Raw genomic sequence first — 18,064 nt, 5'->3', positions numbered from 1 at the left:
GTGAAACCTTTTTAAATCTGAGGCGCAACCCGCTTGCGCCATCATTGCAACCGCGGCACCAAACGACGTGCAACCAGCCTGTAACAGCTCGCGTCACCGAACTGCACACTGCTGGTGCGGGACTGCTACAACCCGCACCATTAGAGGCTAGTCGCTACGCCGAAAAGCGCCGCTTCCGGCAACATATTTCAACACTCAAATGACGATGCGCAGGCACTGGCCCGCGTGATACAGCGAGAAGCCGGCCTCGTACAGGCAACTGCGCAGGCCGACGCCGGCCAGGGGCTGCATCGGTGCGAAGGGGATCGGCAGGGCTTGAGGATTTCCGTCACACAGGTAGTCGGCGAAGGCTTTGCCGACCACAGTGCCGGTGGTCACGCCACGACCGTTGTAACCGGTGACGGCCACCAGTCCCGGCGCCGGTTCGAACAGGCGCATCAGGTGATCGGGGGTGAAGGCGATGCGACCGGTCCAGGTGCATTCCCATTCCACCGGTTTCAGGTTGGGGAAGTAGTGTTGCTGCACCCGGTCGGCCCAGGCCTTGAGGAACCACGTCGGCTTCTGATTGCCGTTGCCCAGACTTCCGAGCAACAACCGGCCGTCCTTGTCACGACGGATGCTGCTCAGCACTTGGCGCGTGTCCCACGAGCCCTGCCCGCCGGGGAGGATGTCATGGGCGGCGTCTTCGGTCAGCGGCACCGAAGCGACCTGATAGTAGTAACCGGGGAAGAAGTTGCGCTTGAGTTCGGTCCAGTCGCCCTCGGTATAGGCGTTGGAGGCGATCACCACTTGCTCGGCGAGTACCGAACCTAGCTCGGTCTGCACCGACCATAGCTGGCCCACGCGTTCGAGACGGGTCACTGGCGAGTGATCGAACATCTGCCCGCCCAGGCCCTTCACCGCGTTGGCCAGGCCGGTGACATAGGCCATCGGGTTGAGCGTACCGGCGCGGCGGTCGAGCAGTGCGGCGGCGATCTTCTGCGTACCGGTGGCTTGCTCGCAGGCCTTTCCGGTGAGCAACTCGACCGGCGCCCCGCGACGCTTCCATTGTTGCTCGCGACTGCGCAGATCCGCCTCGCCCTTGGCGTTGTGCGCCATGTGCAGGGTGCCTTCGCGGCGCAACTGGCAATCGATGTTGTATTTATCCACAAGGCTGAACACCAGCGCCGGCGCCGCCCCGAGCATGCGGTTGAGCTGACTGCCGACCGCTTCGCCGAATCCGGCCTCGATCTCATCCGGCGGGATCCACATGCCGGCGTTGACCAGCCCGACATTACGTCCGGAGCCGCCATGCCCGGCACGATGCGCTTCGAGCACGCAGACGCTTTTGCCTTTTTCCAACAGATGCAGCGCCGCCGACAACCCGGTAAACCCGGCGCCGATCACGCAGACATCGACTTTGACCTCGCCGCGCAGGGCGGAGTTATCCGGGCGCTGCGGCGTGAGTTTTTCCCACAGACATTCTTCGCGTAACGGCATTGCCAGACTCCAACAGAAACCTGCCAAACACACTGCTGATCCTGTGGGATAAAGCCCTGTGGCGAGGGGATTTATCCCCGATCGGTTGCATAGCAACCGTAAAACCAGTGCATGCGGTGTATCTGAAACTCCGCGATTGCATGTTTTGGGGCCGCTGCGCAGCCCATCGGGGATAAATCCCCTCACCACAAAAGCCCGCTCCCAGGATCTGCTTCATTCCAAACTCAGTCGAAGGTAATGCCCTGCGCCAGCGGCAACTCCAGCGAGTAGTTCACGGTGTTGGTCTGGCGGCGCATGTACGCGCGCCAGGCGTCGGAGCCCGACTCACGACCGCCACCGGTCTCCTTCTCGCCACCAAACGCGCCGCCGATTTCCGCGCCGCTCGGGCCGATGTTGACGTTGGCGATGCCACAGTCGCTGCCGACCGCCGACATGAACTGCTCGGCCTCGCGCACGTCGGTAGTGAAGATGCACGACGACAGGCCCTGCGGCACCGCATTGTTCAAGCGCAGTGCTTCCTGGAAGTCGCTGTAGCCGACCACGTAGAGGATCGGGGCAAAGGTTTCGCTGCAGACCACGTCGCTCTGCTCTGGCATTTCGACAATGGCCGGCGACACGTAGTAGGCGTTGGGGAACTGATCTTCGAGCTGACGCTTGCCGCCGAACACCCGGCCGCCCTCGCTCAGTGCCTGCTCCAGCGCGTCCTGCATGTTTTCGAAGCTGTGTTTGTCGATCAGCGGGCCGACCAGATTGCCTTCCAGCGGATGACCGATGCGCACTTTGGCGTACGCGGCTTTGAGGCGAGTGACGATTTCTTCCTTCACCGATTCATGGGCAATCAGCCGACGCAGGGTGGTGCAACGCTGCCCGGCAGTACCGACCGCACTGAACAGGATGGCGCGCACGGCCATGTCCAGATCGGCGCTCGGGCCGAGGATCATCGCGTTGTTGCCGCCCAGTTCGAGAATGCTGCGAGCAAAACGTGCGGCGACTTTCGGTGCCACTTCGCGGCCCATGCGGGTGCTGCCGGTGGCGCTGATCAGCGCGACACGCGGGTCATCCACCAGCGCTTCGCCGGCATCACGGCCACCGATGATCACCTGGCACAGGTGCGCCGGCGCATCGCTGAAATTCTTCACCACACGGTCGAACAGTGCCTGGCAGGCCAGTGCGGTCAGCGGGGTTTTCTCCGACGGTTTCCACACCACCGGATTACCGCAGACCAACGCCAGCGTGGTGTTCCACGCCCACACCGCGACCGGGAAGTTGAACGCGCTGATCACGCCGACCACGCCCAGCGGATGCCAGGTTTCACGCATGTGGTGGCCCGGGCGCTCGGAGGCGATGGTCAAACCGTACAACTGACGCGACAGGCCGACGGCGAAGTCGCAGATGTCGATCATCTCCTGCACTTCACCGAGGCCTTCCTGAGTGATCTTGCCCGCTTCCCACGACACCAGTTCGCCGAGGTCAGTCTTGTATTCGCGCAGCACTTCGCCGAACTGACGCACCAGTTCGCCGCGACGCGGGGCCGGCACCTTGCGCCACAGCTCGAAAGCATGATCTGCGCGACTGATGTGCTGCTCGACTTCGGCCGGGCCTTCCCAGTTCACGGCGGCGATGCGGCTGCCGTCGATGGGCGAATGCACCGGCACTTTGCCGTTCTGATACAGGGCCGGGCTCACACCAAGACGATCAAGCAATGCGGCAACCATGGGTCACTCCTCAAGCGAAAAACAGAATGTGTGCGGCCGAATGCAAACGACCGGGCAGGCCTTTAGTTGTAGCTTCCCGAGGGCAAGGCAACAAACGACCTTTACGCGAGATATCATTCCGTTTATTCATGCTGCGCACAGAAAGACAAGAAAAAGGGATCACCCATGCTGAACAAACGCCACTTGCCGTCGATCACCGCGTTGCAGTGCTTCGAAGCCGTGACCCGGCACCTGAGCTTCACCCGGGCCGCCGAAGAGCTGAACCTGACCCAGAGCGCTGTCAGCAAGCAAGTGGCGCAGCTTGAGGAATTGTTGCAGCACTTGTTGTTCCGTCGGGTGCGTCGTCGCTTGCAGATGACCCCGGCCGGGGATTTGTACCTGGTGGAAGTCCGAAAAATCCTCACCCAGGTGGAAATGTCCACGCATTACCTGCGCTCCTACGGCGGCGAGACCGAAGTCCTGCGCGTCTCTACACCCTCGACCTTCGGCGCGCGCTGGCTGGTACCGCGTCTGAAGGGCTGGCGTCTGCGCCATCCGTCGATCCATCTCGACTTGTGCAACGAACAGGAGGCCGACGATTTGCTGCAGGGGCGCAGCGATCTGGCGTTCTATTTCGGTCAGGGCTCACGCCCCGGCACCGAATGCCTGAAGCTGTTCGGCGAAGAGCTGGTGCCGGTCTGTGCGCCCGGCAGCCTGCCGGATCAGCCCTTCACCGACCCGACGCAACTGACCGATCTGGTGCTGCTGCAAAATGCCTCGCGCCCACAGGCCTGGCATGACTGGTTCGACAGTCAGGGTTACCACACCGAACACAGCTACCACGGCCCGCGTTTCGAAACCTTTTATATGTGCATCCGCGCCGCCCAGGTCGGCTGCGGTGTGGCGCTGCTGCCACGGTTTCTGGTGGAAGAGGAATTGGCCGACGGCAAACTGGTCATTCCATGGCAGCATGCAATGCCCAGTTCCGACGCCTATTACCTGGCCTACCCGGAGCATGCGGCGGAAGTGCCGAAGGTACGCGACTTTGTGAAGTGGATGCTGGAGCAGATTGATAGCCCGGACCTGACGCCGATATAGAGTTTTCAACAACCCTGTGGGAGCGGGCTTGCTCGCGAATGCGGTGCATCAGTCACATTTGAATTGACTGACCCACCGCATTCGCGAGCAAGCCCGCTCCCACAGGTGATCTCGACGCTCTTAAAAAATGCTGGCAATCCCCACCGCTGATATGCGCCACTAGCGTCATTGATTGATCCCGCGCATCCGCGCGGTGTACCTGGAGACCCCGTTTATGAGCGAGAGTGTGTTTGCCGATCGCATCGTGCAGAACCTGCTCGACACCGACTTCTACAAACTGACGATGATGCAGGCGGTGCTGCACAACTACCCCAACGTCGAAGTCGAATGGGAGTTTCGTTGCCGTAACAGTGAGGATCTGCGGCCGTATCTGGCCGAGATTCGTTACCAGATCGAGCGTCTGGCCGAACTGAGCCTGAGCGCCGACCAGTTGAGTTTTCTCGAGCGCATCACCTTCCTCAAGCCGGATTTCCTGCGCTTTCTCGGCCTGTTCCGCTTCAACCTGCGCTACCTGCACACCGGAATCGAGAACGGCGAACTGTTCATCCGTCTGCGCGGTCCGTGGCTGCACGTGATTCTCTACGAAGTACCGCTGCTGGCGATCGTCAGCGAAGTGCGCAACCGCTATCGCTACCGGGAAATCGAACTGGTACAGGCGCGCGAACAGCTGTATCGCAAGTTCGACTGGCTCAGCGCCAACGCCTCGGCCGACGAACTGGCGCAATTGCAGGTCGCCGACTTCGGCACCCGCCGACGCTTTTCGTATCGCGTGCAGGAAGAAGTGGTCAACGTGCTCAAGCACGATTTCCCCGGGCGCTTTGTCGGCACCAGCAACGTTCACCTGTCTCGCGAGCTGGACATGAAACCGCTGGGCACCATGGCCCATGAATGGATCATGGCCCACCAACAACTCGGCCCACGCTTGATCGACAGCCAGATCGCCGCCCTCGACTGCTGGGTGCGCGAATACCGTGGCCTGCTGGGGATTGCTCTCACCGATTGCATCACCACCGACGCCTTCCTCGGCGATTTCGACCTGTTCTTCGCCAAGCTCTTCGACGGTCTGCGCCACGATTCCGGGGATCCGGTGCAGTGGGGTGAAAAGTGCATCGCCCACTACCACAAGCTCGGCATCGACCCGATGAGCAAGACCCTGGTGTTCTCCGACAGCCTGACCCTGCCCAAGTCGCTGGAGATCTTCCGCGCGCTGCACGGGCGGATCAACGTCAGCTTTGGCATCGGCACCAACCTGACCTGTGACATTCCGGGTGTCGAACCGATGAGCATCGTGCTTAAAATGACCGCCTGCAACGGCCAGCCGGTGGCGAAGATCTCCGACGAGCCCGGCAAGACCCACTGCAAAGACCCGAATTTCGTCGCCTATTTGCGACATGTGTTTCAGGTTCCTGCCGTTTCCAGTCTATCTAGCAAGGAGTGAATTCATGCAAGCCGTACAGCGTGAGATTGCTGAACAGCTCAAGGTGCAACCGCCATTCGCCGGGCATCAGGCCCTCGAAGCGGAAGTCGCCCGGCGCATCACCTTTATCCAGGATTGCCTGGTCAATTCCGGCCTCAAGACCCTGGTGTTGGGCATCAGCGGCGGCGTCGACTCGCTGACCGCCGGCCTGCTGGCCCAGCGCGCCATACGTGAACTGCGCGAGCGCACCGGCGACGACGCCTACAAGTTCATCGCCGTGCGCCTGCCGTACGAAACCCAGTTCGACGAGCACGACGCCCAGGCGTCGGTGGACTTCATCGCTCCGGACGAACGCCACACGGTGAACATCGGCCCGGCGGTCAAATCCCTGGCCAAGGAAGTGGCGGCGTTCGAAGGCAAACATGCGGTGTCGGTGGATTTTGTGCTCGGCAACACCAAGGCGCGGATGCGCATGGTCGCCCAGTACACCATCGCCGGCGCCGCGCACGGTCTGGTGATCGGCACCGACCACGCGGCGGAAGCGGTGATGGGCTTCTTCACCAAGTTCGGTGACGGCGCCTGCGACCTGGCCCCGCTCAGCGGCCTGGTGAAAAACCAGGTCCGGGCGATTGCCCGCAGCTTCGGCGCACCGGAATCGCTGGTGGAAAAAGTGCCGACCGCGGATCTGGAAGACCTGTCGCCGGGCAAACCGGACGAAGCCTCCCACGGCGTGACCTACGCCGAGATCGACGCCTTCCTGCACGGCGAGCCGGTGCGTCAGGAAGCGTTCGACATCATCGTCAGCACCTACAACAAGACCCATCACAAGCGGGTCATGCCGTTCGCGCCTTGATCGGCGACCGAATGAAAAAGCCCGCTGAGGAGCGATCCTCAGCGGGCTTTTCTTTGGCCAGTTCACCTGTCGATGCTGATGGCCTCTTCGCGAGCAAGCCCGCTCCCACAGTGTGCCGGTTGTTCACAAAATGTGTGACCGACACAAACCCTGTGGGAGCGGGCTTGCTCGCGAAGAACGATAACGCGGTGAACCTGCTTACTTCACAGCAATGGTGCCTTTCATCATCGAGATGTGGCCCGGGAAGGAGCAGAAGAAGCCGTAGTCAGTGCCAGCGGTCAGCTTCGATACGTCGATGGTCAGCGTGTCTTTCTCGCCGGCGCCGATGATCTTGGTGTGGGCAATAATGCGCTCGTCGCCGTCTTTCAGGTAGTTCTTGTCGATGCCAGCGGCCAGGCCGTCGGTGGCGATCGGCTGCATGTCAGCGGTTTTGCTGACCACCAGGTTATGGCCCATGACGTTCTTCGGCAGGCTGCCGGAGTGGGTCAGTTCGACGGTGAAGGTCTTGCAGCTCTTGTCGATCACGATCTCCTTGGTGTTGAAGGACATCTGGTCGGTGGAATCAACGGTGGTTTTGCACTCGGCAGCCATCAATTGGCTGCTGGCCAGCGCCAGCAGGGATACCGCAACAACTTTGGAAAACATGGTGAATCTCCAAGGCAGGGTTAACAAAAACACTAATGGTGGAAAGACTGCCTGAAATCTTCGCAAGTTCCTATGACTTGAGTCAAAAATTGTATACAACTTTCAGGCTATGACACTCATCGAAACAATCTACCGGCGATAATCCCGGGCCGGGCCTATGATCGGCGCATCTACTGAAACGGAGTGCCTGTCATGTTCTTTAACGGTCTGTTGTGCAGTTTGCTCGCCGCCTACGCCTGTGGCGCCAGCGGTACCTTTGAATCGCCAGAACGCGAAGCTTAGTCCTTGGATCAAGGCGTGCCAGCCATTACCCTGTGACGGATTGACCCAGGAGGAAGGCATGTCTCTCAAATCCGTTTGTGTATTTTGCGGTGCCAACGCCGGCACTGATCCGGCTTACACCGAAGCCGCCCGAGCCCTTGGCCGGGCACTCGCCGAGCGCCAACTGACGCTGGTTTACGGTGGTGGTGCCGTGGGCCTGATGGGCCTGGTGGCGGACGCCGCGCTGGCCGCCGGCGGCGAAGTGATCGGGATCATTCCGCAAAGCCTGATGGACAAGGAGATCGGTCACAAAAGCCTGACGCGCCTTGAAGTGGTCGATGGCATGCACGCGCGCAAGGCCCGCATGGCTGAACTGAGCGATGCGTTCATCGCGTTACCCGGCGGTCTCGGCACGCTGGAAGAGCTGTTCGAAGTCTGGACCTGGGGCCAGCTCGGCTACCACGGCAAACCGCTGGGGCTGCTTGAGGTGAACGGTTTTTACAGCAAACTCACCGCTTTTCTTGACCATATCGTCGGCGAAGGCTTCGTTCGCGCCCCACACCGTGACATGCTGCAAGTGAGCGAATCAGCACAATCGCTGCTCGACGCCCTGGATAACTGGAAGCCGACCGTCACGCCCAAGTGGGTCGACCAAAAACCCGGCTAACCGCCGGGCACCGATACAGGGCAGAATACGCGCCGCTCAACCTCACCTTCGACCCCAGAGGATCGCCCATGGCCAAACCCAATTACTCCTTCGCCAAACGTCAACGAGACCTGGAAAAGGAAAAGAAGAAAGAGGAAAAGCTTCAGCGCAAGAAACAGCAGGCTGAAGAAGCGGCACTGAACCCTGACGGTGAAGTGGCGACTGATGACGATGTTGATGTTGATGCACCGAAAGACCAGGCGCCTGACGCCTGAGCCCCACCGGGTTTGATGATCGAGTCAGACCCTGCGGATTTGTGACGGGGCTGGCGGTTCAGCCGCTGGCCCCCACACCCTCCCCGTTTTCCGAACACGATACGGCTTCCTGTGGGAGCGGGCTTGCTCGCGAAGGCGTCTTCACCTTCAACATTTATGTAACTGACACACCGCCTTCGCGAGCAAGCCCGCTCCCACATGGGGTGCTGTGTTATTCCAATGGCATCACCGTGACGCGGACCTCCGGGTCGTGACTGCCGCCCCCCAGAATCACCCCGCGCAACGGCGACACATCGGAAAAATCCCGGCCCCACGCCAGGGTGATGTGCTCCAGCGCCGGCTGCACGTTGTTGGTCGGATCGAAATCCACCCAGCCCAATACCGGACAGAACACCGACACCCAGGCATGCGACGCGTCGGCGCCGATCAGCCGTGGCTGTCCCGGCGGCGGCTGGGTCAGCAGATAACCACTGATGTAGCGCGCTGCCAGCCCTCGCGAGCGCACGCAAGCGAGCATCAGATGCGCGAAGTCCTGACACACGCCACGCCGGCGCTCCAGCACCTCGACCAGCGGCGTCGCCACTTGCGTCGCCTCGGCGTCGAAGGTGAATTCGCTGAAAATTTTCTGCATCAAGGCCTGCACGCCCAGCAACAAGGGCCTGCCTGGAGGAAAACAGCTTTCGGAAAACTCGACGAAGCTGCGTTTCAAATGCACGTAGGGTGATTGAAACCGATAGCGACAAGCCTCCAGCATTTGGGCGGACAACGGCTGACTGCTGTAGGTCAGCGCGTTGCGCGTCTGCTCCCACGCCGGGGACAGACTGAAATCCGCCAGTGGCCGCGCCAGCACCTCAACCGTGAGCCGGGCGTTGACCTGCAACTCGTCATGCGGGCGCTCGAAGGCCAGTCGGGTCAGCGGATTGCCGAACACATCCAGTTCATCCCGCCGCGTGGTCGGGTCCGGGCTGATCAGCAATTGCTGCTCGGTGCAGCGTTGCCACGTGCACTCACGCGGCCACAGGTGCGCGAGTTGCTGTGCCAGCGAAACCGGGCTGTCGTAGTGGTAACAGGTGTCGTGAAAGATCTGGTAGTGCGCGCTCATCAGACGGACACCGTGCGCTGGCTGACATCATCGACATGGGCAAAGTGGCGCAGCGCCAGCCGATCGGACACCTGACCGCTGGCTTCGGCAATCTCTTGCAGCAAATCCGCCAGACCATCGAGCGCGGCACGCACGCTGTTTTCCCCGAACAGCGGGTTCTCCAGACAGCCCAGATCGAACCGAGCCAGACGCTCGACCAACTGCGGCAATCCGGCCTCGCGAGGCACGCCGAAATCATCGTTCAAGCGTTTCAAAGTGCGGGTCACCAGTTTTAACTGGAACAGCACCGCGTGCGGGTTCTGCTCATCCAGCAGCAACAGGTCGAGCACCGGAATCAACTGCGCCACCGCCAGATACCGCGAACGGTAGGTGATGCTGCTGTTGCCCAGTTCCAGCAGCCATTCCAGCCCCGCCTGATCGAACGCCCCGGCGCCGCGCAGAAATGCGGCCAGACTGCGGCTGAGAAACTGCAAGCGTTCGATCCGCCGACCGATCATCAGAAAGCGCCAGCCTTCGTCGCGGGTCATGTCGTCGAGCGCGAAACCCGAAAGCGCCGCCAGCGACATCACCAGCCGGTTGAGAAAATCCAGCAACTCGCCGAAGTCCGGCTCCTCGGTGTCCAGTTCCAGCGCCTCGCGTTGCAACTCGACCAAGGCCTGCCAGTTCTCCCGCGAGAGCTTGCCGCGCACCTGCGAGGCCGCCCATTGCAGGCGCTGCAGGTTGGAGCGCAGGCTGAACGACCAGTCCTCGCCGAGCAGCGCCGCCAGCAGCCGCTCCGGCAGCTCACCCTCCTCCGGCAGCAACATCAGACGCTCACCCAGCTCCACAGCGGCCTGCAACGCTTGCGGATCATCGCCATCGACATACCGCGCGAGCATGATCCGCAGCAGTCGCGCACTGTCGTCACAACGCTCGCAGTAACGACCGAACCAGAACAGGTTTTCCACTACCCGCGAGGGCAGGTAAGGATCGCGGCGCACCAGATCGTGTACGCCGACGTTGCGCTGGGTTTTCCATTGTTCGCCACTCGGCGCACGCTCGCCCAGCACCCAAGTGTCCTTGCTCGCGCCACCGCGCTGCATCGACACCACTTCGGCATCGGCCTCGGCGGCGACCCGGGTCAGCCCACCGGGCAATACGCGATAGCCGTCACCACTGGCCACCGCGTACACGCGCATGCCGATCGCTCGCGGTTGCAGTTGGCCGTCTTCGGCCTGCCAGATCGGCGCCTGGGACAGCTGCGCCAACTCTTGCGCGACATACGCGTATGGCCGCGCCTGCATCCGCTCGGCGAGTGCCTGGCGCTGTTGTTCACTCAGATCGCGGCCGAATACCGGGGCGAAGCTTTGTGAGGGGAACGCCGGTTTGATCAGCAGCTCCGGAAGCTTTTCCAGCGCCTGCGCCAGCACCGGCGCCTCGCCGCACCACCATGTAGCGATGGACGGCAGCAGCAGTTCCTCGCCGAACAGGTACTGATTGATCTTCGGCAGAAATCCGAGCAATCCCGGTGACTCCAGCACGCCGCTGCCCAAGGCGTTGGCCACCAGCACCCGGCCCTGACGCACCGCTTCCAGCAGGCCAGGCACACCAAGTGCCGAATCGGTGCGCAGCTCCAGCGGGTCGCAGAAGTCATCGTCGAGCCGGCGCATGATCGCGTGCACCCGGCGCAGACCACTGAGGGTTTTCAGGTACACCGTGGCATCGCGCACGGTGAGGTCGCCGCCCTCCACCAGCGGATAACCGAGCTGGCGTGCCAGATAAAGGTGTTCGAAGTAACTTTCGTTGAAGCGTCCGGGCGTCAGCAACACCACCAGCGGCGCGTCATCGGCACACGGCGCCTGACGCGCGAGGGTTTCCTGCAGGGTGCGGAAGAAGCCGGCCAGGTGCTGCACTTTCAGATCGCGGTACAACTCGGGAAACGCCCGCGACACAATGGTGCGATTTTCCAGCGCATACCCCGCGCCCGACGGCGCCTGAGTACGATCCGCCGTGACCCACCAGCGCCCGTCCGGCGTGCGCGCCAGGTCCACGGCGTACAGATGCAGAAAGGCATCTTCCGGTGGCGCGATACCCTGACAGGGCCAGAGAAAATTGTTGTGGCCGAACACCAGCTCCGCCGGTAACAGCCCTTCGCTGATCAGCCGCTGTGGCCCATACAGATCGGCCAGTACCGCATTGAGCAAGCGAGCTCGCTGGGCAATCCCCGCCGACAGTTGCTGCCACTCGTCAGCAGCGATCACGTGCGGCAGCAGGTCCAGCTCCCACGGGCGGTCAGCGCCCTTTGGATCGGCATAGACGTTGTAGGTCACGCCGTTTTCCTGAATCTGCCGGGCCAGCAACGCCTGCCGCTGCACCAGTTGCGCCGGGGTGCTGCGCTGCAATTGATCGAACAGCCGCCGCCAGTGCGGGCGCACTTCCCCGCTGTCATTCAGCAGTTCGTGATAAGTGCCCGCGGTCAGCGGGTAGCGGTCTAGCAGGTCAGGCATGGAAAGCTCGGCAGACAGCAGGGAACGGTCAGACTAACGCAGGCACATGACGTGCGGATATACGAAAAATCCGCATGTCGTGCAGGACTTAGAAACGTCGCAAATCGAGCGTCATCGGCAACTCGTCGGAGATTGTCAGGTTCGGTATCGGAAGTTTCCCCGGCGTGTGTCCGATGCGGAAAAACCGCGCCATGCGCCGGCTCTCCGCTTCGTTGGCATTGACCGGTAACGTCTCGTAATTGCGCCCGCCCGGGTGCGCCACGTGGTACTGGCAACCGCCCAGTGAACGCTGCATCCAGGTGTCGAGCAGGTCGAACACCAGCGGCGCGTGCACCGGGATGGTCGGTTGCAGGCAGTTGGCCGGTTGCCAGGCCCGAAAGCGCACGCCGGCGACGAACTCACCGATGCGCCCGGTTGGTTGCAGCGGCAGCGGAATGCCGTTGCAGGTCAGCAGATAGCGCTGCGGCGGCAGGCCGCTGAGCTTGATCTGCAAACGCTCCAGCGACGAATCGACATAACGCACCGTGCCGCCGGCCGTACCCTCCTCGCCCAGCACATGCCAAGGTTCCAGCGCCTGGCGCAGCTCCATCTCGATGCCGCTGACCGCGTAATCGCCGACCTTGGGAAAACGGAACTCCAGATGCGCAGCGAACCACTCGGCGCGCAATGGATAACCGGCGTTGTTCAGTTCAACGATAACGTCGGCGAAATCCTGCTCGATAAAGTGCGGCAGCATGAAGCGGTCGTGCAGCTCGGTGCCCCAGCGCGCCAGTTTCGGCGGCGCGTAGGGCTCGCGCCAGAATCGCGCAACCAGCGCACGCAGCAACAACTGCTGAGCCAGGCTCATCCGCGCATGCGGCGGCATTTCGAAGGCGCGCAGCTCCAGCAGGCCAAGGCGCCCGGTAGCGCCATCCGGCGAATACAGTTTGTCGATGCAGAACTCGGCGCGGTGAGTGTTGCCGGTGACGTCGATCAGCAAATTGCGCAGCAGTCGATCCACCAGCCACGGCGCGCACGCTTCGCCCGGTTCAGGCATCTGCGCGAAGGCGATTTCCAGTTCGTACAGGGCGTCGTTGCGCGCTTCATCGACCCTCGGCGCCTGCGAGGTCGGGCCGATGAACAGACCGGAAAACAGGTAGGACAGTGACGGATGGTTGTGCCAGTAGCTGATCAGGCTACGCAGCAGGTCCGGGCGGCGCAGGAATGGTGAGTCTGCCGGGGTCGCGCCACCGAGGACGAAATGGTTGCCGCCGCCGGTGCCGGTATGGCGCCCGTCGATCATGAATTTTTCGGTGGTCAGGCGGGTTTGCCGCGCCTGTTCATAGAGAAACTCGGTGCGTTCGACCAGTTCGTCCCAAGTCGCGGACGGCTGCACGTTGACCTCGATCACGCCCGGATCCGGGGTGATGCGGAAGTTGCTCAGGCGCGGATCACTCGGAGGCTCGTAACCTTCCAGCAGCACCGGGCAACGCAGCTCTTCGGCGGTGGCTTCGATGGCCGCCACCAGTTCCAGATAGTCTTCGACCCGCTCCAGCGGCGGCATGAACAGATACAGACGCCCTTCGCGCGCTTCGGCACAGAAGGCGGTGCGGGTCAGCCAGTCGGCGGACTCGTCAATTTTCGGCGCGCGTTCGGCGGCCGTGGCGGGTTCGGCATGACTGTTGAGCTGCGCGGTGTTCGGCAGCTCGGGGAAGTCCTGATTCGGATCGTTGGGATGAATGAACGGATACTCGGCGGCCTTCACCCACGGCTGCGAGCCGAGTGGCAAGCGATAACCCAGCGGCGAATCCCCCGGTACCAGCCGGCAATGCTCGTCGCGCAGATACCAGCGCCCGCTCTGCCATTGATCCCCCTTGGCGGTGCGGGCCAGCGGCAGCACCTGGCCGATCACTTTATCCAGGCCCTGCGCGAAAACCTTGCGCAGACGCGCACGCTCCAGCGGTTCTTCAAGACGCGAGTCTTCAGCGCTGACGTTGCTCGGCAATGCGCCCTCACGCCAGAGGTAATAAAAATTGTCTTCGTAGGCTGGAAACACGAAACGAGCAGGCAGTTTCAGGCGTTCGGCAACACTCGCCAGAAAACGCCCGGCCAGTTCGCCATCGGCGCCGTAGTCCTGCTGCTCATCGGCGATCAGCGCGCTGTTTTGCCAGATCGGCACGCCATCGCGGCGCCAGTAGCAGTTGAGCGACCAGCGCGGCAATTGCTCGCCGGGGTACCACTTGCCCTGACCGAAATGCACCAGACCTTTCGGCGCATAGTGCTGGCGCATGCGCTGGAACAGTTCGGCGGAGAGGCGGCGCTTGTCCGGGCCCAGCGCGGCGGTGTTCCACTCGGCGCCATCGGGGTCGTCGATGGAGACGAAGGTCGGCTCGCCGCCCATGGTCAGGCGCACATCGCCTTCCAGCAAGTCGGCATCGATCTGCCGGCCCAGCGCCTGAATCGCCAGCCACTGCTCATCGGTATAGGGCTTGGTCACCCGTGGTGCTTCCCAGATCCGCTCCACCGACATTTCGTGGCTGAACTGGCATTCGCACGGTTCGACCAGGCCACTGATCGGCGCCGCCGAGGACGGATCGGGACTGCAGGCCAGCGGGATATGCCCTTCACCGGCGAACAACCCGGACGTAGCATCCAGACCGATCCAGCCAGCGCCCGGCAAGTACACCTCGCACCAGGCGTGCAGGTCGGTGAAGTCCACTTCGGTGCCGGACGGGCCGTCGAGACTCTTCACGTCGGCGGTCAGTTGAATCAGATAACCGGAAACGAACCGCGCGGCCAGCCCGAGGTTGCGCAGCAGTTGCACCAGCAGCCACGCCGAGTCGCGGCAGGAGCCGGACGCATGTTCGAGGGTGTGTTCCGGGGTCTGCACGCCCGGTTCCATGCGGATCAGGTAGCGGATGTCTTCGCTGAGGCGCTGGTTGAGCATCACCAGGAAATCCACAGCAGGCAGCGGCGTACGGTCGATCCCGTCCAGATAGGCTTTGAATGCCGGGGTCAGCGGCAAGGTTTCGAGGTACGGCGCCAGCTCTTTGCGCTCATCGGCCGCGTAAGTGAAGGGGATTTTCTCGGCGTAGGGTTCGAGGAAGAAGTCGAACGGGTTGAACACCGCCATCTCGGCCAGCAGATCGACTTCGATGCGCAACTCGTCGGTTTTCTCGGGGAACACCAGACGCGCGAGGTAGTTGCCCTGCGGGTCTTGCTGCCAGTTGATGAAATGCTGCTCGGGCGAGACCTTCAGCGCATACGAAAGAATCCGCGTGCGGCTGTGGGCGGCCGGACGCAGGCGTACGATCTGCGGGCCGAGCTCGACAGCGCGGTCGTAGCGGTAATGCGTGACGTGATGCAATGCGACATGAATCGACACGGCGTGCCTCCTGCGAGCCTAAGCGTATTCGAAAGCGCGCAAGACTTATGCCATGCAGAGGCTTGGGCGCTTTCCCGGAATGCTCAGGGCAGTACAGCACCAAAATCGGGCGATGCGGGGAAATGGATTGAGGAAGTTGCGCCTAAATGTGGCGGCAGTGGTAGATGCGGCGCCTAAGATGACGCCTTCGCGAGCAAGCCCGCTCCCACAGGAGACCGCATTCCAACTGTGGGAGCGGGCTTGCTCGCGAAGGGGCCAGTCGATTCAGCGCATTTCCTGAAACCTGAAATGCAAAACGCCAACCCGAAGGTTGGCGTTCTGTTGAAACAAAAAGCGACTTAGCGCGGTACGACCGGCTTGCGAGCCGGTTTCGGCCCCTTGCCCTTGGCCGCTTCCTTGCGCTCCTTGGCCGCCTGCTGGTTGCGGGCGAATGCCGCAGCCTTGGCCTGTTCACGCTTGTCCCAAGGATTGCCACCGTCGCTGGCACGCGGCGGCAGGCCGTTGTGCTGGGTGAGAATCTTGGTGGTCTTCTCTTTCGCGACCTTGTGGCTGCCGGCCGGCGTCGAGTTCTTGCGACGGGCGCTCTGGTAGCTGTCGGTGGCCGGTTGATGCAGCGGAATCAACTGATCCTTGCCCGGACCGATCAGATCACCACGGCCCATGCGAATCAACGCTTCGCGCAGCATCGGCCAGCCTTTCGGGTCGTGATAACGCAAGAACGCCTTGTGCAGGCGGCGCTGCTCTTCGCTCTTGACGATGGTCACGCCGTCGCTCTTGTAGGTGACCTTGCGCAGCGGGTTCTTGCCCGAGTGGTACATCGCGGTTGCGGTGGCCATCGGCGACGGATAGAACGCCTGCACCTGGTCGGCACGGAAGCCGTTGCCCTTGAGCCACAGCGCCAGGTTCATCATGTCTTCGTCGGTGGTGCCCGGGTGCGCGGCGATGAAGTACGGGATCAGGTACTGCTCTTTGCCTGCTTCCTTGGTGTACTTCTCGAACATGCGCTTGAACTTGTCATAGCTGCCAATGCCCGGTTTCATCATCTGGTTGAGCGGACCTTCCTCGGTGTGCTCCGGGGCGATCTTCAGGTAGCCACCGACGTGGTGGGTCACCAGTTCTTTGACGTACTCCGGCGACTCGACCGCGAGGTCGTAACGCAGGCCGGAGGCGATCAGGATCTTCTTCACACCCGGCAAGGCACGGGCGCTGCGGTACAGCTGAATCAGCGACGAGTGGTCGGTGTTCAGGTTCGGGCAGATGCCTGGGAATACGCAGGACGGCTTGCGGCACGCGGATTCGATTTCCGGGCTCTTGCAGGCGATGCGGTACATGTTCGCGGTCGGGCCGCCGAGGTCGGAGATGACACCGGTGAAGCCCGGGACCTTGTCGCGGATCTCTTCGATTTCGCGAATGATCGACTCTTCGGAACGGTTCTGGATGATCCGGCCTTCGTGCTCGGTGATCGAGCAGAAGGTGCAGCCGCCGAAGCAGCCACGCATGATGTTCACCGAGAAACGGATCATGTCGTAGGCCGGAATCTTCTCCTTGCCGTACGCCGGGTGCGGAACCCGTGCGTAAGGCATGCCGAACACGTAGTCCATTTCTTCAGTGGTCATCGGAATCGGCGGCGGGTTGAACCAGACGTCGATCTCGCCATGTTTCTGCACCAGCGCACGGGCGTTGCCCGGGTTGGTTTCAAGGTGCAGCACGCGGTTGGCGTGGGCGTACAGGACCGGGTCGTTACGCACCTTTTCCATCGACGGCAGGCGGATCACGGTCTTGTCGCGAGTCATGCGCGGGCTGGCCAGGATCTGTACGACCTTGGCTTCCTCGGGATCATCCACCGGGCCCTTCTCTTGCTCGATGGCGCAAGCCTGGGTGTCCTGGGTGTTGACGTACGGGTTGATGATCTTGTCGACCTTGCCCGGACGGTCGATACGCGTGGAGTCGACTTCGTACCAGCCCTGCGGCGTGTCACGACGGATGAACGCGGTGCCGCGCACGTCGGTGATGTCTTCGATCTTGTGCCCGTAGGACAGACGCTGGGCCACTTCGACGATGGCGCGCTCGGCGTTGCCGTACAGCAGAATGTCGGCGCTGGCGTCGATCAGGATCGAGTTGCGCACGCGATCCTGCCAGTAGTCGTAGTGGGCGATGCGACGCAGGGAAGCTTCGATGCCGCCGAGGACGATCGGCACATGCTTGTAGGCTTCCTTGCAGCGCTGGCTGTAAACCAGGCTCGCGCGATCCGGACGTTTGCCCGCCATGCCACCCGGGGTGTAGGCGTCGTCGGAACGGATTTTCTTGTCCGCGGTGTAGCGGTTGATCATCGAGTCCATGTTGCCGGCCGCGACGCCGAAGAACAAGTTCGGCTCGCCGAGCTTCATGAAGTCGTCTTTGGATTGCCAGTTCGGCTGGGCAATGATCCCGACGCGGAAGCCTTGGGACTCCAGCAGCCGGCCGATGATCGCCATGCCGAACGACGGGTGATCGACGTAGGCATCACCGGTGACGATGATGATGTCGCAGGAATCCCAGCCGAGCTGATCCATCTCCTCCCTGCTCATCGGCAGGAATGGCGCTGGCCCGAAACATTCGGCCCAGTACTTCGGATAGTCAAATAACGGCTTGGCTGCTTGCATGTCGATAACCGGTGTTGGCTTTCATTGAATTTCGCGGGCGCGGAATATAGCACAAATTTTGACCAATTCCGACGGCTGTGGTCGGAAATTGCGCCACGCCCA

General features: G+C 62.1%; 12 protein-coding genes. 5 read left to right on the top strand and 7 right to left on the bottom strand.

Annotated features, from left to right (window positions below):
• Window positions 1–195: 195 nt before the first annotated feature.
• Window positions 196–1,479: an L-pipecolate oxidase gene (gene amaA / locus E4T63_RS02860; RefSeq protein ID WP_135294845.1), complete on the bottom strand. Its 1,284-nt coding sequence runs from the start codon at window positions 1,477–1,479 to the stop codon at window positions 196–198.
• Between the two features lie 224 nt (window positions 1,480–1,703).
• The gene (gene amaB, locus E4T63_RS02855; protein WP_135294844.1) at window positions 1,704–3,194 is read right to left on the bottom strand and encodes an L-piperidine-6-carboxylate dehydrogenase; all 1,491 of its coding nucleotides are present in this window, start codon (window positions 3,192–3,194) and stop codon (window positions 1,704–1,706) included.
• Between the two features lie 165 nt (window positions 3,195–3,359).
• On the opposite strand from amaB, the gene E4T63_RS02850 reads away from it, so the two are divergent.
• The 3 genes from E4T63_RS02850 to nadE all read left to right on the top strand — a co-directional run bounded on the left by E4T63_RS02850 (window position 3,360) and on the right by nadE (window position 6,541).
• Complete coding sequence (locus E4T63_RS02850) at window positions 3,360–4,271, top strand: LysR family transcriptional regulator (RefSeq protein WP_098966954.1); 912 nt, start codon at window positions 3,360–3,362, stop codon at window positions 4,269–4,271.
• Window positions 4,272–4,485: 214 nt separating this feature from the next.
• Window positions 4,486–5,709: a nicotinate phosphoribosyltransferase gene (gene pncB / locus E4T63_RS02840; protein WP_041065644.1), complete on the top strand. Its 1,224-nt coding sequence runs from the start codon at window positions 4,486–4,488 to the stop codon at window positions 5,707–5,709.
• A 4-nt stretch (window positions 5,710–5,713) separates the two neighbouring features.
• On the top strand, window positions 5,714–6,541 hold the full coding sequence (gene nadE, locus E4T63_RS02835) for an ammonia-dependent NAD(+) synthetase (RefSeq protein ID WP_134785309.1): 828 nt from the start codon (window positions 5,714–5,716) through the stop codon (window positions 6,539–6,541).
• 198 nt (window positions 6,542–6,739) lie between these two features.
• Here the strand turns inward: nadE and azu are convergent, their stop codons facing one another.
• The gene (gene azu, locus E4T63_RS02830; protein WP_135294843.1) at window positions 6,740–7,186 is read right to left on the bottom strand and encodes an azurin; all 447 of its coding nucleotides are present in this window, start codon (window positions 7,184–7,186) and stop codon (window positions 6,740–6,742) included.
• Window positions 7,187–7,526: 340 nt separating this feature from the next.
• Here azu and E4T63_RS02825 point away from each other — a divergent pair, with 340 nt between their 5' ends.
• Both E4T63_RS02825 and E4T63_RS02820 read left to right on the top strand, forming a co-directional pair.
• Window positions 7,527–8,114: a TIGR00730 family Rossman fold protein gene (locus E4T63_RS02825; RefSeq protein ID WP_135294842.1), complete on the top strand. Its 588-nt coding sequence runs from the start codon at window positions 7,527–7,529 to the stop codon at window positions 8,112–8,114.
• Window positions 8,115–8,182: 68 nt separating this feature from the next.
• Complete coding sequence (locus E4T63_RS02820; RefSeq protein WP_007967464.1) at window positions 8,183–8,368, top strand: hypothetical protein; 186 nt, start codon at window positions 8,183–8,185, stop codon at window positions 8,366–8,368.
• Window positions 8,369–8,579: 211 nt separating this feature from the next.
• On the opposite strand, the gene E4T63_RS02815 is transcribed toward E4T63_RS02820, so the two are convergent.
• The 4 genes from E4T63_RS02815 to E4T63_RS02800 all read right to left on the bottom strand — a co-directional run bounded on the left by E4T63_RS02815 (window position 8,580) and on the right by E4T63_RS02800 (window position 17,962).
• Window positions 8,580–9,470, bottom strand: a complete 891-nt coding sequence (locus E4T63_RS02815) for a transglutaminase family protein (RefSeq protein WP_135294841.1) — start codon at window positions 9,468–9,470, stop codon at window positions 8,580–8,582.
• Window positions 9,470–11,956 carry a circularly permuted type 2 ATP-grasp protein gene (locus E4T63_RS02810; RefSeq protein ID WP_135294840.1) on the bottom strand — a complete coding sequence of 829 codons (2,487 nt, stop codon included), beginning with the start codon at window positions 11,954–11,956 and terminating at the stop codon, window positions 9,470–9,472. Before E4T63_RS02810 ends, E4T63_RS02815 begins: the two co-directional genes overlap by 1 nt.
• An 88-nt stretch (window positions 11,957–12,044) precedes the next feature.
• Window positions 12,045–15,320 (bottom strand): DUF2126 domain-containing protein, encoded by a 3,276-nt coding sequence (locus E4T63_RS02805; RefSeq protein WP_134785307.1) that lies wholly within the window; start codon window positions 15,318–15,320, stop codon window positions 12,045–12,047.
• Window positions 15,321–15,658: 338 nt separating this feature from the next.
• Window positions 15,659–17,962 (bottom strand): YgiQ family radical SAM protein, encoded by a 2,304-nt coding sequence (locus E4T63_RS02800; protein WP_007967456.1) that lies wholly within the window; start codon window positions 17,960–17,962, stop codon window positions 15,659–15,661.
• Window positions 17,963–18,064: the final 102 nt, after the last annotated feature.

The organism is Pseudomonas fluorescens, from assembly GCF_004683905.1.
Taxonomy (GTDB): Bacteria; Pseudomonadota; Gammaproteobacteria; order Pseudomonadales; family Pseudomonadaceae; genus Aquipseudomonas; species Aquipseudomonas putida_A.
This window is presented reverse-complemented; position numbering and strand designations above follow the sequence as displayed.

What these genes read in the sequence shown, in the direction of transcription:
- amaA (WP_135294845.1), bottom strand. Translation starts at nt 1,479, where the DNA reads ATGCCGTTACGCGAAGAATGTCTGTGGGAAAAACTCACGCCGCAGCGC.
- amaB (WP_135294844.1), bottom strand. Translation starts at nt 3,194, where the DNA reads ATGGTTGCCGCATTGCTTGATCGTCTTGGTGTGAGCCCGGCCCTGTAT.
- E4T63_RS02850 (WP_098966954.1), top strand. Translation starts at nt 3,360, where the DNA reads ATGCTGAACAAACGCCACTTGCCGTCGATCACCGCGTTGCAGTGCTTC.
- pncB (WP_041065644.1), top strand. Translation starts at nt 4,486, where the DNA reads ATGAGCGAGAGTGTGTTTGCCGATCGCATCGTGCAGAACCTGCTCGAC.
- nadE (WP_134785309.1), top strand. Translation starts at nt 5,714, where the DNA reads ATGCAAGCCGTACAGCGTGAGATTGCTGAACAGCTCAAGGTGCAACCG.
- azu (WP_135294843.1), bottom strand. Translation starts at nt 7,186, where the DNA reads ATGTTTTCCAAAGTTGTTGCGGTATCCCTGCTGGCGCTGGCCAGCAGC.
- E4T63_RS02825 (WP_135294842.1), top strand. Translation starts at nt 7,527, where the DNA reads ATGTCTCTCAAATCCGTTTGTGTATTTTGCGGTGCCAACGCCGGCACT.
- E4T63_RS02820 (WP_007967464.1), top strand. Translation starts at nt 8,183, where the DNA reads ATGGCCAAACCCAATTACTCCTTCGCCAAACGTCAACGAGACCTGGAA.
- E4T63_RS02815 (WP_135294841.1), bottom strand. Translation starts at nt 9,470, where the DNA reads ATGAGCGCGCACTACCAGATCTTTCACGACACCTGTTACCACTACGAC.
- E4T63_RS02810 (WP_135294840.1), bottom strand. Translation starts at nt 11,956, where the DNA reads ATGCCTGACCTGCTAGACCGCTACCCGCTGACCGCGGGCACTTATCAC.
- E4T63_RS02800 (WP_007967456.1), bottom strand. Translation starts at nt 17,962, where the DNA reads ATGCAAGCAGCCAAGCCGTTATTTGACTATCCGAAGTACTGGGCCGAA.